General features: G+C 52.3%; 13 protein-coding genes, 2 pseudogenes and 1 other annotated feature. Of the genes and pseudogenes, 5 read left to right on the top strand and 10 right to left on the bottom strand.

Annotation, left to right across the window (positions count from 1 at the left end; genetic code table 11):
• Nucleotides 1-13: 13 nt before the first annotated feature.
• Nucleotides 14-1,040: pseudogene (locus GOB82_RS05835) on the bottom strand (IS3 family transposase); the annotation flags it as partial.
• Nucleotides 832-948: a sequence feature (AL1L pseudoknot), on the bottom strand. Its footprint overlaps the pseudogene before it by 117 nt.
• Nucleotides 1,041-1,108: 68 nt before the next feature.
• On the opposite strand from GOB82_RS05835, the gene GOB82_RS05830 reads away from it, so the two are divergent.
• The gene (locus GOB82_RS05830) at nt 1,109-2,188 is read left to right on the top strand and encodes a transposase (protein ID WP_166120892.1); all 1,080 of its coding nucleotides are present in this window, start codon (nt 1,109-1,111) and stop codon (nt 2,186-2,188) included.
• A gap of 250 nt (nt 2,189-2,438) precedes the next feature.
• Here the strand turns inward: GOB82_RS05830 and tnpC are convergent, their stop codons facing one another.
• The 6 genes and pseudogenes from tnpC to GOB82_RS05800 all read right to left on the bottom strand — a co-directional run bounded on the left by tnpC (nt 2,439) and on the right by GOB82_RS05800 (nt 7,334).
• A complete protein-coding gene (gene tnpC / locus GOB82_RS05825; protein ID WP_166120889.1) occupies nt 2,439-4,049 on the bottom strand; it encodes an IS66 family transposase in 1,611 nt (536 codons plus the stop codon).
• A gap of 63 nt (nt 4,050-4,112) precedes the next feature.
• Nucleotides 4,113-4,460 carry an IS66 family insertion sequence element accessory protein TnpB gene (gene tnpB / locus GOB82_RS05820; protein WP_166120886.1) on the bottom strand — a complete coding sequence of 116 codons (348 nt, stop codon included), beginning with the start codon at nt 4,458-4,460 and terminating at the stop codon, nt 4,113-4,115.
• Nucleotides 4,457-4,816, bottom strand: a complete 360-nt coding sequence (tnpA, locus tag GOB82_RS05815; RefSeq protein WP_166120883.1) for an IS66-like element accessory protein TnpA — start codon at nt 4,814-4,816, stop codon at nt 4,457-4,459. Before tnpA ends, tnpB begins: the two co-directional genes overlap by 4 nt.
• 362 nt (nt 4,817-5,178) lie before the next feature.
• Nucleotides 5,179-5,480: pseudogene (locus tag GOB82_RS05810) on the bottom strand (transposase); the annotation flags it as partial.
• 125 nt (nt 5,481-5,605) lie between these two features.
• Nucleotides 5,606-6,928: a glycosyltransferase family 2 protein gene (locus GOB82_RS05805; protein WP_166120880.1), complete on the bottom strand. Its 1,323-nt coding sequence runs from the start codon at nt 6,926-6,928 to the stop codon at nt 5,606-5,608.
• A gap of 67 nt (nt 6,929-6,995) precedes the next feature.
• Nucleotides 6,996-7,334, bottom strand: a complete 339-nt coding sequence (locus tag GOB82_RS05800; protein ID WP_166120877.1) for a P-II family nitrogen regulator — start codon at nt 7,332-7,334, stop codon at nt 6,996-6,998.
• Between the two features lie 207 nt (nt 7,335-7,541).
• On the opposite strand from GOB82_RS05800, the gene GOB82_RS05795 reads away from it, so the two are divergent.
• Nucleotides 7,542-8,795 carry a UbiH/UbiF/VisC/COQ6 family ubiquinone biosynthesis hydroxylase gene (locus GOB82_RS05795; protein ID WP_166120874.1) on the top strand — a complete coding sequence of 418 codons (1,254 nt, stop codon included), beginning with the start codon at nt 7,542-7,544 and terminating at the stop codon, nt 8,793-8,795.
• A gap of 53 nt (nt 8,796-8,848) precedes the next feature.
• Nucleotides 8,849-9,700: a serine O-acetyltransferase gene (cysE, locus tag GOB82_RS05790; RefSeq protein WP_166120871.1), complete on the top strand. Its 852-nt coding sequence runs from the start codon at nt 8,849-8,851 to the stop codon at nt 9,698-9,700.
• 40 nt (nt 9,701-9,740) lie between these two features.
• On the opposite strand, the gene GOB82_RS05785 is transcribed toward cysE, so the two are convergent.
• The 3 genes from GOB82_RS05785 to GOB82_RS05775 form a co-directional block, all read right to left on the bottom strand.
• Nucleotides 9,741-11,915, bottom strand: coding sequence for an HAD-IIIC family phosphatase (locus GOB82_RS05785; protein WP_166120868.1), 2,175 nt, complete (start codon nt 11,913-11,915; stop codon nt 9,741-9,743).
• A gap of 291 nt (nt 11,916-12,206) precedes the next feature.
• Complete coding sequence (groL, locus tag GOB82_RS05780) at nt 12,207-13,847, bottom strand: chaperonin GroEL (RefSeq protein ID WP_166120866.1); 1,641 nt, start codon at nt 13,845-13,847, stop codon at nt 12,207-12,209.
• A 60-nt stretch (nt 13,848-13,907) separates the two neighbouring features.
• A complete protein-coding gene (locus GOB82_RS05775) occupies nt 13,908-14,201 on the bottom strand; it encodes a co-chaperone GroES (protein ID WP_025828601.1) in 294 nt (97 codons plus the stop codon).
• 206 nt (nt 14,202-14,407) lie between these two features.
• On the opposite strand from GOB82_RS05775, the gene GOB82_RS05770 reads away from it, so the two are divergent.
• Both GOB82_RS05770 and GOB82_RS05765 read left to right on the top strand, forming a co-directional pair.
• Complete coding sequence (locus GOB82_RS05770; RefSeq protein ID WP_166120863.1) at nt 14,408-15,085, top strand: dienelactone hydrolase family protein; 678 nt, start codon at nt 14,408-14,410, stop codon at nt 15,083-15,085.
• Nucleotides 15,086-15,204: 119 nt separating this feature from the next.
• Nucleotides 15,205-15,408: a cold-shock protein gene (locus tag GOB82_RS05765; RefSeq protein WP_043550519.1), complete on the top strand. Its 204-nt coding sequence runs from the start codon at nt 15,205-15,207 to the stop codon at nt 15,406-15,408.
• Nucleotides 15,409-15,481: the final 73 nt, after the last annotated feature.

Genomic DNA, 15,481 nt, shown 5'->3' with positions numbered 1-15,481 from the left:
GTTTTTATCTGAACTACGCAGCTAATGCATGTGATTTTTGTTGTGCATAAAAGCGAGCCTCAGCTTCTGCTGGGGGGGGATGTTTCCAATGGAGGACAGGATCCGTCGATTGTTGAACCAGTCGACCCATTTAAGTGTTGCCAGTTCAACCGCTTCCCTGTTTTTCCATGGCCCGTGCCGATAGATGAGTTCAGTTTTGTAGAGCCCGTTAATGGTTTCCGCCAGAGCGTTATCATAGGAATCCCCAACGCTTCCGACAGAAGCAACGAGACCCGCTTCAACCAGTCTTTGCGTGTAGCGAATGGACACATATTGACAGCCGCGGTCCGAATGATGGGTCACTTTTCCTTCAGGCCGCCTCTGGCACAGAGCCTGCTCCAGGGCATCCAGCACGAAGTCAGTATGGGCAGTGGACGAGACGCGCCAGCCCACAATCACGCGGGCAAACACATCAATGATGAAGGCCACATAAACAAAGCCCCGCCATGTGGAAACGTAAGTAAAATCCGAAACCCAGAGCCTGTTGGGGGCTGGAGCATGAAACTGGCGTTGCACCAGATCCTGCGGACACGGACGTTGCGGATTAGGTCGGGTGGTTATGACCCCCTTGCCACGAATGATGCCTTTAAGTCCCATCTGGCGCATCAGCCGCTCTACCGTGCAGCGGGCGATAGTCCTGCCTTCGCGTCTGAGCTGATGCCAGACCTTGCGCACTCCGTAGACACAAAAATTATCGTTCCATACTCTACGAATTTCATCGCACAGCTCTTTGTCTTTCTGGCTGCGCATACAGGGATTTTTCTGCCTGGCAACGGTTGCATAATAGACAGATGGCGCAATCGGCAAGATCTTGCAGATTGACCCGACACCATATGTCTGCCGGTGCTCATCAATGAAGCGCGTCATGGCCTGAACCGGCGGTCGAGTTCCGCCTGGGCAAAATACGCAGAAGCCTTGCGCAGGATTTCATTGGCTTGACGCAATTCGCGGTTCTCTCGCTCCAGCTGCCTGATCTTCTCTCGATCAGGCAGCTGGAGACCCGCAAAAACTGGTAGCGTTTGGACGGCTATGGTGATTCATTGAAGGTGCGCGATCACGGAGGCCTGCTATGGATCCCAAGTCCCTGTTCAGTTTGAGCGATCACCTTGATGCATTGAGCAAAGAGGGCGATCCGCTCGAGGTTTTGCAGGAGACGGTGGATTTCGAGTATTTCCGGGCGTGGCTGGTCGAAGGGCTTGGGTATGGCGACGGTAGCAAAGGCGGCCGCCCACCATTCGATCCGGTGATGATGTTCAAGGCCCTGATCCTGCAGGCGCAGCATACTCTGTCAGACGCCCGGATGGAGTTCATGATCTGCGATCGGCTGAGTTGGCTGCGATTTCTGGGGCTGTCGCTCGGGGATCGAACGCCGGACGAGAACACGATCCGGCATTTTCGCAATCGCCTGACCGAAACGGGAACGCTCAGGCGGGTGATGAAGGCCTTTGACTGGCAACTCCGGAAGAAGGGCTACATTCCAATGTCCGGGCAGATCGTGGACGCCTCGCTGGTGCCTGCGCCAAGACAGCGGAACACCGAGGACGAACGCGAAGCGATCAAGTCAGGGAAGAGCGCCAACGACATTTGGCCGGACGAGCCGAACAAGGCAGCACAGAAGGATACCGACGCGCGCTGGACCCTCAAGGTTGGCGGAAAAATCCGGTATCGGGCAGATGGGACGCCACTCCCCATGATCGCCCTGCCGGTCTTCGGCTACAAATCCCACATCAGCATCGACCGACGCTTCGGCTTCATCCGGGGCATGGCGGTAACTTCGGCGTCAACGCCGGACGGACGTCTTCTCCGGCAGGTCGTCAGCACGGACAATACCAGTTCAGAGGTCTGGGCAGACAGTGCCTATCGATCCAGGCGCAACGAGAAGTGGCTGTCGGACCAGATGCTCACGTCCCGTATTCATCGGCGCAAACCCATGGGCAAGCCGATGTCGAAGGCAACCGCGAGGGCCAATGCCGCCAAATCCTCGATCCGTGCGCATGTTGAGCATGTCTTCGGGCATCAGAAGAACCGGTTCAACCTGTTCATCCGCACCATCGGCCTCGCCCGCGCTGAGGCGAAACTGACCCTTTGCAACCTGGCCTACAACTTTAATCGGCTGATCTTCCACGAGCGTCTGGAAACCGCAGGCTGACTCTGTCTGCAAGTCGGCAAAACCGGCGAAATCAACTCCGGGCATCGTGGAAATCGGTCCGAACGATACCCTTGGTGCGCCCCGCAACACCTCAACGTCATCAAGCCAGCCCGCTTCGCCAGAAATTACCCGGTTTTTGCGGGTCTCCAGGTCACTCACCGCAGGCGCATTGGCCCGTTCATGCAGACGGGTCCATTTTGACAGCGTGTCAGGGTGAATATCCGTAACCGGCCGTTCTGTGCCGCCTTGATTATGCGGCCTTTTTGTGAAGCGTATTCGCGGGTTGCCAGTTCCATGGCAACAATTCGTGGAGGCGGTTGATCTTGTGTTCGTTGATGCGGGCGAGAACATCGGCGAGATAATCCTGCGGATTACGCCCGGAGAGTTTTGCGCTTTCGATAAGCGTCATGGCGTCAGCGATATTATCACCGCCGGTGTCGGAACCAGCAAAGAGATAGTTTTTTCGTCCCACGCATACGGGCCGTATGGCGCGTTCGGCAGGGTTGTTATCAATGGCGACACGACCATCTTCGAGGAACAGGGTAAAGGCCTTCCACCGGTTGAGCGCATAACGGATCGCTTTTGCCAGTTCCCCCTTTCCAGGGATACGGGCAAGCTGTGTTTCGCACCATGCGTGGAATGCTGTGACACGGGGGCGGCTTTGTTCCTGTCGGACAGCCAGACGATACGAGGCCGGGTGCCCGGTGATCTGCCGCTCGATATCGTAGAGCGCTCCGATCTGCTCAAGCGCTTCCCTTGCGATTGTCGAGTTGCTGCCCTTCCAGACATCATGGAAGGCCCGGCGGAGATGGGCCCAGCAGGCCGCTTCGCGTACATGCACGCTTCCCGTTGCATCTGGTTTATACAGATCCCTGAACCCGGCGTAGGCGTCAGCCTGCAGAATGCCCCGGAACTGTGCCAGATGGGTCTGGGGATTGATCCCCTTGCGATCGGGAGAGAACCAGTAGGCCACGGCGGGCGGATCACTCCCGCCCCAGGGGCGGGGATCGCGCAGATAGGTCCAGATCCGCCCTTCCTTTACGCCCCGGGGTTTGCCAGCCTGACGCAGACGAGGGTCAAGAACCTGGATGGGTGTATCATCAGCATGTAGCAGATCTGCTTTTACGACATCCTGACGGATCAGATCTGTGAGAGGACGCAGAACGGCAACGGCCTGACCACACCAGTCGATCAGGGTTGAACGGGGAATGTCCACACCCTGACGGGCAAAGATCTCATTCTGACGATAAAGCGGAATGTGGTCATCGAATTTCGAGACCAGGATATGGGCCAGAAGCCCGGGGCCCGCCATCCCCCGTGGGACAGGGCGCGACGGTGCTTCAGGCTGCACCAGTGTTTCGCAGTGACGGCAGGATTTCTTCAGCCGTGCTGTTTCGACAACTTTCAGTTTTGCCGCAATAAAGTCCAGTATTTCGGTGACATCTTCGCCTACAAGACGCAGGGGACCGCCACAGGCAGGACAGGCCTCACCCGGGTCGAGAACAAGACGCTCCCGTGGTGTCGTGTCAGAAACCTTTGGTTTGCCACGCTGCCGTGAGGGAGAGACTGCATCATCGCTGACATCATGCTCGCTGATATCAGGAGAAGGATCGGCTGCCGCGATGGCGATTTTTACATCTTCAAGGAGCAGTTCGAGCTGTTCAATCTCACGGTCTATCTTTTCTGAACTGGCCCCGAATTTCTGTTTCTGAAGACGTGCGATCCGGATTTTGAGAGACTGGACAAGAGCTTCATAGGCCCGGGCCGACGCAGAAAGCCGAGCCACTTCGGTCTGCAGGGAAACAATCATTTCCCTCAGGATATCCGGATCATCAGGCAGGACCGCAGGTGCAGACGTCATTATGAAAAAATAGCAGAAAACCTAAGAAAATTCAAAATGTTCTGCACTCTCACGCCATAAAAATCAGGCCACGCGAGACGGTGGTGCAGACCAGGAAGGGCGTCTCCACTCCATGCCTTCCCACAGCATGGCCATCTGTGCTGTCGTCAGGCGTGCAACGCCCTCTGCCGGAGACGGCCATGGAAAACGTCCCTTCTCAAGCACCTTGTAATAAAGACAGAACCCCTGACCGTCCCACATCAGAAGCTTGATCCTGTCCCCACGGCGACCACGAAAGGCAAAGAGCGCCCCTGATGTCGGGTTCTGACGCAGCACGTCCTGTGCCAGTGCTGCCAGACCCGATATGCCCTTGCGCATATCGATCACCCCGCAGGCCAGATAGACACGCACGCCGTTGCCCACGCCAATCATGCCGTCTCCGCAATCTGGATGACCCGGGCCAGAAGATCTTCGGCAGGATGTCCCGTCACCCTGATACTACGGCCATTGCACAGCACTATGGCCAGTGCGTCAGGTCCACCGCCAGATGTCACAGCAGATGTCGTCACTGAAGCAACAGGAACAAACGCCACAGACTGATCCGGGGAAGATAGTCTTTGACGGAATGACGTCCGCCATTGGTAAAGATGCTGGCGGGTCAGGTCATGTCGACGGGCCACATCCGATACACTCGCTCCATCCACACCAACTTCAGACAGTATCGCCAGCTTCCGTTCATCCGACCAGCGGCGGCGGCGTTCAACGCCAATCAGGATTTCCTGGGTCATTCTTACCTCTCAAATGACGTCAATAACGACGTCGTTAACGACGGTAAGTTACCAGTCACAATCTTCAATCATAAGGCGGCCTCAAGCGGCCGGTTACCACCAGCCTCAATGGCATGACGCCAGAGGCTTTCGCTCAACACGCCAAAACGGCATACAACAACCCACAGACCCTAACTTAAATCTGAGGGCATGTTCGGGGCAGGGGCAAATGCTTCGAACTGATCACCAAGCCCGCTCAAGCGGGCAAGCCGTTCTTCAACATCAAAGAAACCCGGCTGCTTCATCTTTCATCATCCCCAATCAACTAAGGGGAAATGAAATCACAGAGGAACCCTCAAAACCAGTGGGTTTTTCGAACCCTCCAGGTGTAGGACCGCCTGCCGCTTTGCGACAGGCGTCACCACTTTTTTCCAACAATTTCCTTCAACGCCGCATTATCCAGCATCGCATCCGCCAGGAGACGCTTCAGACGACTGTTTTCATCTTTCAAGGCCTTCAGCCGTTTGGCCTCAGATACCTCAAGGCCACCATAGCGGGTGTTCCATTTGTAAAACGTCGCATCACTGATCCCGTGTTTGCGGCAAAGATCAGAGACCTTGAGCCCAGCCTCCTGTTCCTTCAGCACCCCTATGATCTGCTCTTCCGTAAAACGACTGCGCTTCATCCGTCCGTATCCTTCTCGATCGGACTCTACTTTTAAATGGTTACATTTCCGGGGGGCACGTCACGGCTGATCCGGAAATGAAAGACGACGCATGCTACCGCCAATGACGTCTCGCAACCTGACAGCTAGAGTTCGCCATATATTAATACTTGGTCTAAGTGTAAAAAATTTCGATCAAGCAGGACAATTCTGACAAATCTAGCTTTTAGGTCTTCTGTATGAATATGGAAGGGTTTTCCTAAAATATTCCCAAGAGCTATAGAGTCCTTTTTCTCGAATAAAGTTTTGTATATATATCCATCTGTGGAGAACTCAATTTTGATATTTTTACATCTACTGGATAGGTGATCAGAAACATTGTAAATTACAATGTCTGTGATAGTTGAAATTTTTTCTAGATCTATTTCCCACCATGGATTGTCTTCCAATGAGGTATGAAATTTTGCAAGGCCGTTTATAATGCCATTGACAGCATTTTTAGCATCAGAATGAATATCATTTCCAATAGACCATTCACTTAAGCTGCTCTGAGAGCAAAGTTTGTTGCTGGATATTAAAGTTCCTGCGGCAGGAGATGCTACGCGCGTAGCATATGCTTTGTGTATCAAGTTTTTCCAATAGTTAGTAAGACTGTCGTCTTGGTAGGCATTAAATTCGCGCAAAGACTGTTCTAATGCAGCGCGTTGGCTTTCCTCGCTGGTATCCCAGATAACCTGACCGGAAAAAGAGCCCGCAGTTCCACGTTCTACGCGGTGTTTGAGGTATTCATATGATTTTATCATGTAGTGGTGAACATTTGCAGTATGCTCTATCTTTTTTACTTGTTCTTGTGAAAGGGTGTGGGGAGAGAATTCGTGGCGACCGAGGACGTCAACAGCATTTATGCTTTTATAACTGTGCCATACGGGATTATGCCAGAAACCAAATCCTGCGGGAGAGAAAATTTTATCATCCATCAGAGATTCTGTTTTGCAAATATACTTTGTATACTCGTTTACGCCTATACCGCGACGATTGTAGTTTTCCAGAACTGATCCAGAAGGGTTCTTTTCAAAGCCGTTGTGCCCAAAAACTAACCAGTAGAAAACGATGCAATCAACACCTGGATAATGATTGATAAGCGCAGAAATATCTGAAAACGCAGGGATATTTAAAAATTCATCAACATCAAAGAAGCTCACCCACTCAGTTTCTTGATGATAATTTGTTAGAAAATGTAAATACATTTGATGCTGCAGTCCTTTGAAGGTAAAGTCAACAAATGTAACAAACGGATCTTTTCCAACAACAAATGGAAGTATTGTCTTGTAAAGTTCTTCTGGGTTGTCGTCATTGCAGTATAAGTAGACGTGATCGTAACCAATGGATTTATAATACGTAAGCCATTCTGTAATATAGGGTGACTCCCATCGTGCGCAAACAACAACAGAGCATAGATACTTTTTCATTAAAACATCTCCTGACGAGGAATAATAAGCTTACCGATTGTTTAATTTATACAATGTAATTTAATTCTTACAAAGCGTCCTCTCCAGTCTCACGCGTCCTGATCCGGATGACCTGATTCAACTCACTTACAAAAAGTTTGCCATCACCAATTTTTCCTGTGTGAGCCGAGTCTAGAATGGCTTCAATGGCGCGATCAACCAAGGCATCGGAAACTGCGATTTCAACCTTGATTTTAGGAAGAAAACTGACGCGATATTCTGCCCCTCGATAAATTTCTGTCTGACCTTTCTGGCGACCAAAGCCTTTTACCTCAGAGACTGTCAGGCCTTGAATTCCTAGTGGCGCAAGGGCTTCACGGACATCATCAAGCTTGAAAGGCTTTATAATCGCGGTCACCAGCTTCATAAGACCCAGATCCTTGTCGCTTTTGCCGGCTGTCAGCAGCCCGCATATGTAAGTTTTGTTCCGGAAAACAATGCCAGATATTTGCGTCGTTGACGAGCCTTCCAGTCTGGCCTTTCTGCTGAGGTGGGCTAAAAGAAGGGGATTTTCCTGCTCGAGGCCAGTTTTGTGGTCGTTGTTATCGGGCATTGTGTATGAGGAATAACGCCTATGGCTGCCACTTCTGCGTCTGCTATTCAGAATGCTGTCACTCCATCACGCCCCTCAGTGCGGGATGTTGATGTTTGCATTATCGGTGCTGGGCCTGTTGGGGCGTCTCTGGCGTGTCGTCTTGCTGTGGATGGTATAAGTGTTGCGATTGTCGATCGCGCTGATTTGTCGCCTATGGAACATCCTGATTTTGATGGTCGTGCTTATGCAATCGCAGCAGGCCCTAAAAAACTGCTTGAAGAAGCGGGAATCTGGCAGGCGTTGCCGTTATCATCCTGCCCAATTGAAGATATTCTTGTGACTGACGGTCGGCCTGGGGAGCCTGCATCCTCACTCTTTCTGGAGTTTACACGGGAAGATGCGCGCCAGCCGTTTGGGTGGATGGTAGAAGCACGTGCTTTACGTGTCGCATTGAATGCTACGCTTCACATTGTGCCGGGTATTACAGTGTTGGCTCCTGCAGAAGCCAGAGTGATCAGAAGACCGGAAGGTGCTGACATTCATCTCGATGACGGTCAATCTTTCAAGGCATCGTTGGTGGTTGCGGCAGACGGACGCAAAAGTCGCCTTCGTTCTGAAGCGGGCATTCCGTTGACAAAGCTTTCTTACGGGCAAACAGCCATTGTGTGCGCGATAGCGCATGAATTTCCGCATGATAATGGGGCACTGGAACATTTTTTACCAGCAGGCCCGTTTGCGCAGCTCCCTATGGCTGGCACTGAAGAGCATCCTTATCTGTCTGCTATTGTTTGGAGCGATAAGGATGCTCTTGCACAACGTTTTGCGGATTTGCCTGATGATGTTTTCGCGAAAGAAATTGAACGGCGTATGGGGAGCAATCGCCTTGGAAAGGTGAGTCCAATCGGTCGCCGTTGGGTTTATCCGCTGTCTGCACAATATGCTCAGCGTTACACAGATACAAGGTTGTTGCTGGTAGGAGATGCCGCGCACGGTATTCATCCGATTGCGGGGCAAGGACTTAATTTAGGCTTTCGGGATATTATTGCTTTAAGTGATATTCTGGTAACCGCGCACGCCAAAGGAGAAGATCTGGGAGCGCCGGTCTTGTTGGCTCGGTATCAGGCGCGTTGTCGTCCTGCCAATATGCTGATGCTTGCAGCAACAGATGCATTAGATAGGCTTTTCAGCAATAATAATCCTGTTGTCAGGTTGGCTCGTGATATCGGTATAGCTGGGGTTCATCGTCTGCCTGCCTTGAGAAAGGCATTCGTAAAGCATGCAATGGGGCTTTAACGCGGGCAAGTAGTTTCATAAATCTGCTACCTTCTGAAAGAAAGGACCGGCGCATGAGCAGGCCGCACTTACCTTCTGTCTTATCCAGCCATTTTGACGAAGAAAGTTTGTGTTCGCCAAAGCTGGAGTTGCTTTGGCAGCAGATGATTGAGCAGGCTTGTGTATGTCATGATCCGCTGGTGCGGGGTTTACTGACGACCGGAATACGTAGCCACACGGATTTTGCTTCAGCTCTGGCTGCATTGCTGGGGCGCAAGTTGGGAGATCGATCTGTTGCGGCGGATGCTCTGGTAGAGCTGGTGAAAGAAAGTTTTGACGCACAGCCGGAAATTGTTTGCGCTGCTGCTGCGGATATGGTGGCAATTCGTGAGCGTGATCCAGCGTGTCCGGATTATGTAACGCCATTTTTGTTTTTTAAGGGCTTTCACGCGGTTCAGAGTTATCGGGTTGCACATTGGCTCTGGCGTTCAGGGCGGCGGCATCTGTCATTGCACTTGCAAAGCCGCGGTTCCGAGCTTTTCGGGGTTGATATTCACCCTGCTGCACGCCTTGGGCGCCGTATACTGTTTGATCATGGAACCGGTATTGTAGTGGGTGAGACATCCATTATTGAAGACGATGTATCTATTCTTCAGGAAGTTACGCTGGGGGGGACAGGTAAGCACTCCGGTGATCGTCACCCGAAGGTAAGGCGTGGGGTGTTGATTGGAGCAGGTGCGAAAGTGCTGGGTAATATCGAAATTGGCGAAGGTGCTAAAATAGGAGCGGGCTCGATTGTCCTTGAGTCCGTTCCACCGTTTACCACGGTGGTCGGTAATCCTGCGCGTAAGGTAGGAACAAGGCATTCTGGAATGCCAGCGCTCAGCATGGATCAGATGCTTCCACCTATTGACTATATTATCTGATAAAAATCCCCGCATCTTTTAATGATGTGGGGAAAGAATATCAGTTTTTTTCGATATGAGGCGGTAGCTTAGGGGCTTCTGTGCCAGTCAAGACAAATTGCCTCGCACCATTTTTGGAAGCAGTTTCACGGAATCCTGCCCGCAAATAAACCTCCCGACAGGGGGTATTATCGGGCGTTTCTTTAATACTTGCTGTGATGTCAGTGTCGCTCGTATGGGCACTGCGTAGTAGTTTGACAGCCTCTGCTATGGCAGTCTCCTCGATCTTTGTTCCAAAGGTGATGTCAGTCATAACATATTGTATAATTTCCGAGTCTTTCAGGTAAAGTGCACCAACAAGGCTGTATTCCGCGGACTTTCCTTTGAGGCTAAAAGCGAGAATTTTCCCTGTGTTTTTAAGAAATTCTGTAACATTTTCAAAATTTCTGTGTTGACCATTTGTGTTGAACTGCTTGGCTTCGTTGGTTAGTTCCAGAACGCGAGCAAATTCCCGCTGGTTTGTGCTTTTAATGCAGATAAAAGAGATGTCACAATTTAGAGGATCAAGAGATTCTGACCTGTCCATGGTTGAGTGGGTTTCTTCACGTTTGCCGGACTTTTCCGTCATGCGTGCAATCTGTGTTTCTGCAGACCACAGGAGGATGCGGCGGGTCAGGTAAGGATTGCCACCAATAACCCGGATATCCGGCAATGTAGAGGCAACAGCTGCCCGCTCGACCGGGTTATCGTCAACGAACACAACGCTTTCCGGTTTGATATTAAATTCCTTGCAGATTTCGACAATATTCTGCGCTTTGGGAATTGAGTTGATCTTGACCGAGGAGAAGTCTTCTAAAGACAGGAATTTCGGATCGATAACGTCATCCCATCTGGTTTTGACATAGTCGTAATCATTCTTGGAGCAGATCGCGACAAGGATACCTCGGGCGCGTAGGTAGTGAATGGTTTCCCAAATTCCAAGAGGCCACCCATCAGTTCGAGGCCAGGGCTGAGTTTCCGGGCGGTAATGCTCAGCAATCTGGCCGCGCCAGAGCGTGTTATCAAGGTCGAATACAACGGCCTTGACTTGATCGATCTGCTTGGTTGTCCGGTAAGCTGTCACCATCTGTCGGAAAATGGCGTCAAGGAAGACATCTTTTTTGATCGGATAGACGGTTTCCAGAGAGGGAATTGGTTCATTCCGGGCTATTGAACCAAAGTCATCCCAGTCCTGATAGGAAACAGCCCCGTGAGAATAGAAATAAATCAGATCGTCAAGAATATAACGTTTTCCGATTGTCGCTGCGACTGAGTCAACATTCAGAAGATAGGCATTTTTATAGGTCGCAACGCGTTCGCCGAGACAGTCATTCAGTCTCTGGACGAGAGTTGTCAGATCTGTGTTGCTGCCGCGTTCATACATGCTGGGCGCGGCGTTCATTTGTGGCACAATGAAATTGGACACAAATGTTAACAAGCCGTGCCGCTCATTATAGATCATTGCAGTGGAAAGCATCGCATCAATTATGCTGTATGCATCCTGCAGAATAGTTTTGCTGAAGCCTTCCTCATTAAAACGGAAACCCCAGATAACCCGGTCGCTCAGTACAGAACGAAGGGGGATTTGCAAATACTGAAAATTGTATTCTGAAACCGGGGAAGGGGGGGATTCAGGGAGAGTGCTGACAAAATCATAAGGAATATAGTCAAATTTTGTCTCGGGATGCCGGGCCCGGAGCTGCTCATGGTAGAGGGCTGTCAGGCTGGACCCAACCAGCAGTATTTTCCCGATTTTTACTGGGGTGACTTCGAGGTCGGACGGGAACAGGTATTCTGCGTCTGGCAGTCCTGCGGGTGCGGGAGGAGTGGGTGTCGGTGCTGCTGGTTGGACGGAATGTACGGGTGTTTTCTGAGAGGGGTTTTGCTTCAGAACAAATCGTGTGTTGGTTGAAAAAGGGTGTTCCAGAATAATGTTGATAAGCCCTTTGACATCCTTGAAGGCTTCAACGGAGCGCCACATGAGATTGCCATCTTCTGACAAAATAAGAAGGCGATAATTTTCTATACGCCATGATCGTTCGTTGGGATGGGAGTATCCCTCGATTTTTCCGTTAGGGGCAAGAATGAATGATTCCGTTAGGAAAGAGCCATTAACGGGGCCAAATGACCATACCTCTTCAGTAAGGGGTGGGGATATGTTTTTGGGTGGCCCCTGGAACTCTTTTGTTTCAATCATTTTCACTCAACCTACTTAGATAATGACCCATCTGAACGGCAGCAGAGCGCCAGCAAGACAATATGTGCAGCATGAATGAGACCGATCCAGGTCTCATAACCTAGGAGAATATAACTATTGCAGCTGGGTTTGCCATGTGTGCAAACCAAGAATGTTTTGCACGGCAAGCCATTCTGTAAAAATATCATAAAAAAGAGGCGAATGTAACCAAGGTTACATTCGCCTCTTTTACAAATCTGCCACTGCATGGGCTGACAAAGCCAATCCATGCAGTGCGGATGTGACCGGACCTTAGAAGTCCATGCCACCCATGCCGCCCATGTCAGGGCCGCCAGCAGGAGCGGATTTCTTCTCAGGGCGTTCAGCAACCATGGCTTCCGTCGTGATCAGCAGGCCAGCAACAGAGGCTGCGTCCTGAAGAGCCGTGCGGACAACCTTGGTCGGGTCGATGATACCGGCATCAACCAGGTTCTTGTATTCGCCAGCCTGTGCGTCGAAGCCAAAAGCGTAGTCTTTGGATTCGAGCACCTTGTTGGCGATCACGGCGCCGTCTTCACCAGCATTGTGAGCGATCTGGCGCAGGGGAGCCTGCAGAGCCTTGCGGATGATGTCGCCACCAACGCGCTGATCGTCGTTATGGTAGTGCAGGTGTGTCAGGTTTGCGGAAGCGCGGGCCAGAGCCGTGCCACCACCCGGAACAATGCCTTCTTCCACTGCGGCGCGGGTTGCGTGCAGGGCGTCATCAACGCGGTCTTTGCGTTCCTTGACTTCAACTTCCGTGGAGCCGCCAACGCGGATCACGGCAACGCCACCGGCCAGTTTGGCCAGACGTTCCTGCAGCTTTTCACGGTCGTAGTCAGAGGTGGTTTCCTCGATCTGCGCACGGATCTGCTTGCAACGACCCTTGATTTCGTCGGGCTTGCCAGCGCCATCAACAATGGTCGTGGTTTCTTTGTCGATACGGACCTTCTTGGCCGTGCCGAGCATGGGCAGCGTGACGGTTTCCAGCTTGATGCCGAGATCTTCGCTGATAACCTGACCACCGGTGAGGATGGCGATATCTTCCAGCATGGCTTTACGACGGTCACCAAAGCCCGGAGCCTTGACAGCGGCAATTTTCAGGCCACCGCGCAGCTTGTTGACAACCAAGGTTGCCAGAGCTTCACCATCAACGTCTTCTGCAATGATCAGCAGCGGACGGCCGGACTGCACAACAGCTTCAAGCAGCGGCAGGATCGGCTGAAGAGAAGACAGCTTCTTTTCATGGATCAGGATGTAGGGGTTTTCCAGATCAGCCGTCATCTTCTCCGTGTTGGTCACGAAGTAGGGGGAGATGTAGCCGCGGTCGAACTGCATGCCTTCAACCACGTCCAGTTCCGTCTGGAAGTGCTTGGCTTCTTCAACCGTGATGACGCCCTCGGAACCCACTTTCTGCATGGCTTCGGAGATCATCTGGCCGATTTCGGCTTCACCGTTGGCGGAAATGGTGCCGACCTGGGCGGTTTCCGCCGGGGTGGTGATCTTTTTGGAGTTCTTCTTCAGTTCCTCAACAACAGCGGCGACAGCTTTGTCGATCCCGCGCTTGAGGTCCATCGGGTTCATGCCGGCAGCAACAGCCTTGTGGCCTTCGCGAACGATAGCCTGAGCCAGAACGGTTGCCGTGGTCGTGCCGTCACCAGCGATATCGTTGGTTTTGGACGCCACTTCGCGCAGCATCTGTGCGCCCATGTTCTCGAACTTGTCAGCCAGTTCGATTTCTTTGGCAACGGACACACCGTCTTTCGTGATGCGCGGTGCGCCGAAGCTCTTTTCGAGCACAACGTTGCGGCCTTTCGGGCCGAGCGTGACTTTTACGGCATCAGCGAGGATGTCGACACCACGCAGCATACGCTGGCGTGCGTCACCACCAAACTTTACGTCTTTGGCAGCCATATCAAATTCTCCTGTGAGAGATCAGTTTACAAGGTCGAAAAGCGGATCAGCGCGGCACACTCAGGCGGAAATCACGCCCAGAATGTCGCTTTCTTTCATGATCAGCAGCTCTTCGCCGTCGATCTTCACTTCCGTACCGGACCATTTGCCGAACAGAACACGGTCGCCAGCCTTGACATCAAGCGCGACAACCTGCCCCTGCTCATTGCGAGCGCCAGGACCTGCGGAAACGACTTCGCCTTCCATCGGCTTTTCTTTGGCCGTGTCAGGAATGATGATGCCGCCAACCGTCTTCTCTTCGCCAGCGAGGCGACGAACGACTACCCGGTCGTGTAAGGGACGAAATTTCGTCATTATGGATCGCTCCATGTTTTTTGCTGCGGCGGCGCCCTTGTCAGGAAGCAACACCACCGGCATTGACCGCGCGTAAAAACGCCGCGTTGCGTTAGCACTCCCACCCCGGGAGTGCCAAAACAGGAGATAGGTTTGTCCTCCCCCCAAGTCAAGAAATGTGGAAAACTTTCTTTTGCGTTTATTTCCACACTCAAGGGAGTACGATCATGGGGCAGAACATCAGACTGAAAGCGGCGGACAGGCATGAATTTTCAGCCTATGAAGCAGGCAATGCCGATATGCCTTACGCACTTGTGGTGGCGCAGGAAATTTTCGGTGTGAATGCGTATATCCGCGATGTGTGTGAGACATTCGCGGAGCAGGGCTTTCACGTGCTGGCCCCGGCACTGTTTGACAGGGTCAGGCCGGGAGTGGAGCTGGGGTATGGGAAAGTCGATATTCAGACCGGCCGGGCCTTGCGAGGCCGTATATCCCTGACCGGGGCCCTGCTGGATCTTGAAGCCTGCGCGGTCGCACTGAACGCGGCGAAAGTCGGCATCATCGGCTATTGCTGGGGCGGGCTTCTGGCGTGGGAGGCAGCTTCACGGACGGACAGTTTCGCGGCCGCTGTGGGGTGGTACGGGGGCGGTATTGCGTCCCGCGTTGATGAGACTCCGCGCTGCCCCGTTCAGCTTCACTTTGGGGAAGCCGATGCCAGCATTCCGCACACAGATGTGAGTCTGATCCGCGCGACCCATCCTGAACTTGAAATTTACCTGTATGACGGGGCGGGTCATGGCTTCGGGTGCCCTCTTCGTGCGGATTTTGACCGGGACGCCTATGAGCTGGCGCAGAAGCGTAGTCTTGCCTTTCTGGAGGCTCATCTGCGCTTTCATGTCGGGTAGGGCACCGGGCAAGGCGGGTATTTTGATTGACAAGACCGCATCTTCGTGACCCGATAAGTACATCCTGTAACCGGCCATATGGTTGTCCGGTAGGAGATATCAGGGAAAGTTACCCGCCTATGCCGACCGGTACAGTTAAATGGTTTAATGCCACAAAAGGTTTTGGCTTCATTGCACCCGACGATGGGGGCAAGGATGTTTTCGTTCATATCACAGCTGTGCAGGCAGCCGGTCTGCGTGGTCTGAATGAGAACGAAAAGGTCTCATACGAACTCGTCACCGAGCGTGGTAAAGTCGCCGCGACTGAACTCAAGCCGATCTGAAGTTTGCTTGAAACGAAGGGCTGAAAAGCCCGGACGTGCGTTTTGGTCTGCCTGTTTGGTCTGCTTACCGGGG

Source organism: Acetobacter farinalis (assembly GCF_011516935.1).
Taxonomy (GTDB): Bacteria; Pseudomonadota; Alphaproteobacteria; order Acetobacterales; family Acetobacteraceae; genus Acetobacter; species Acetobacter farinalis.
Note: the sequence above shows the minus strand (reverse complement) of the source record. Positions and strands in the feature narration are given on the sequence as shown.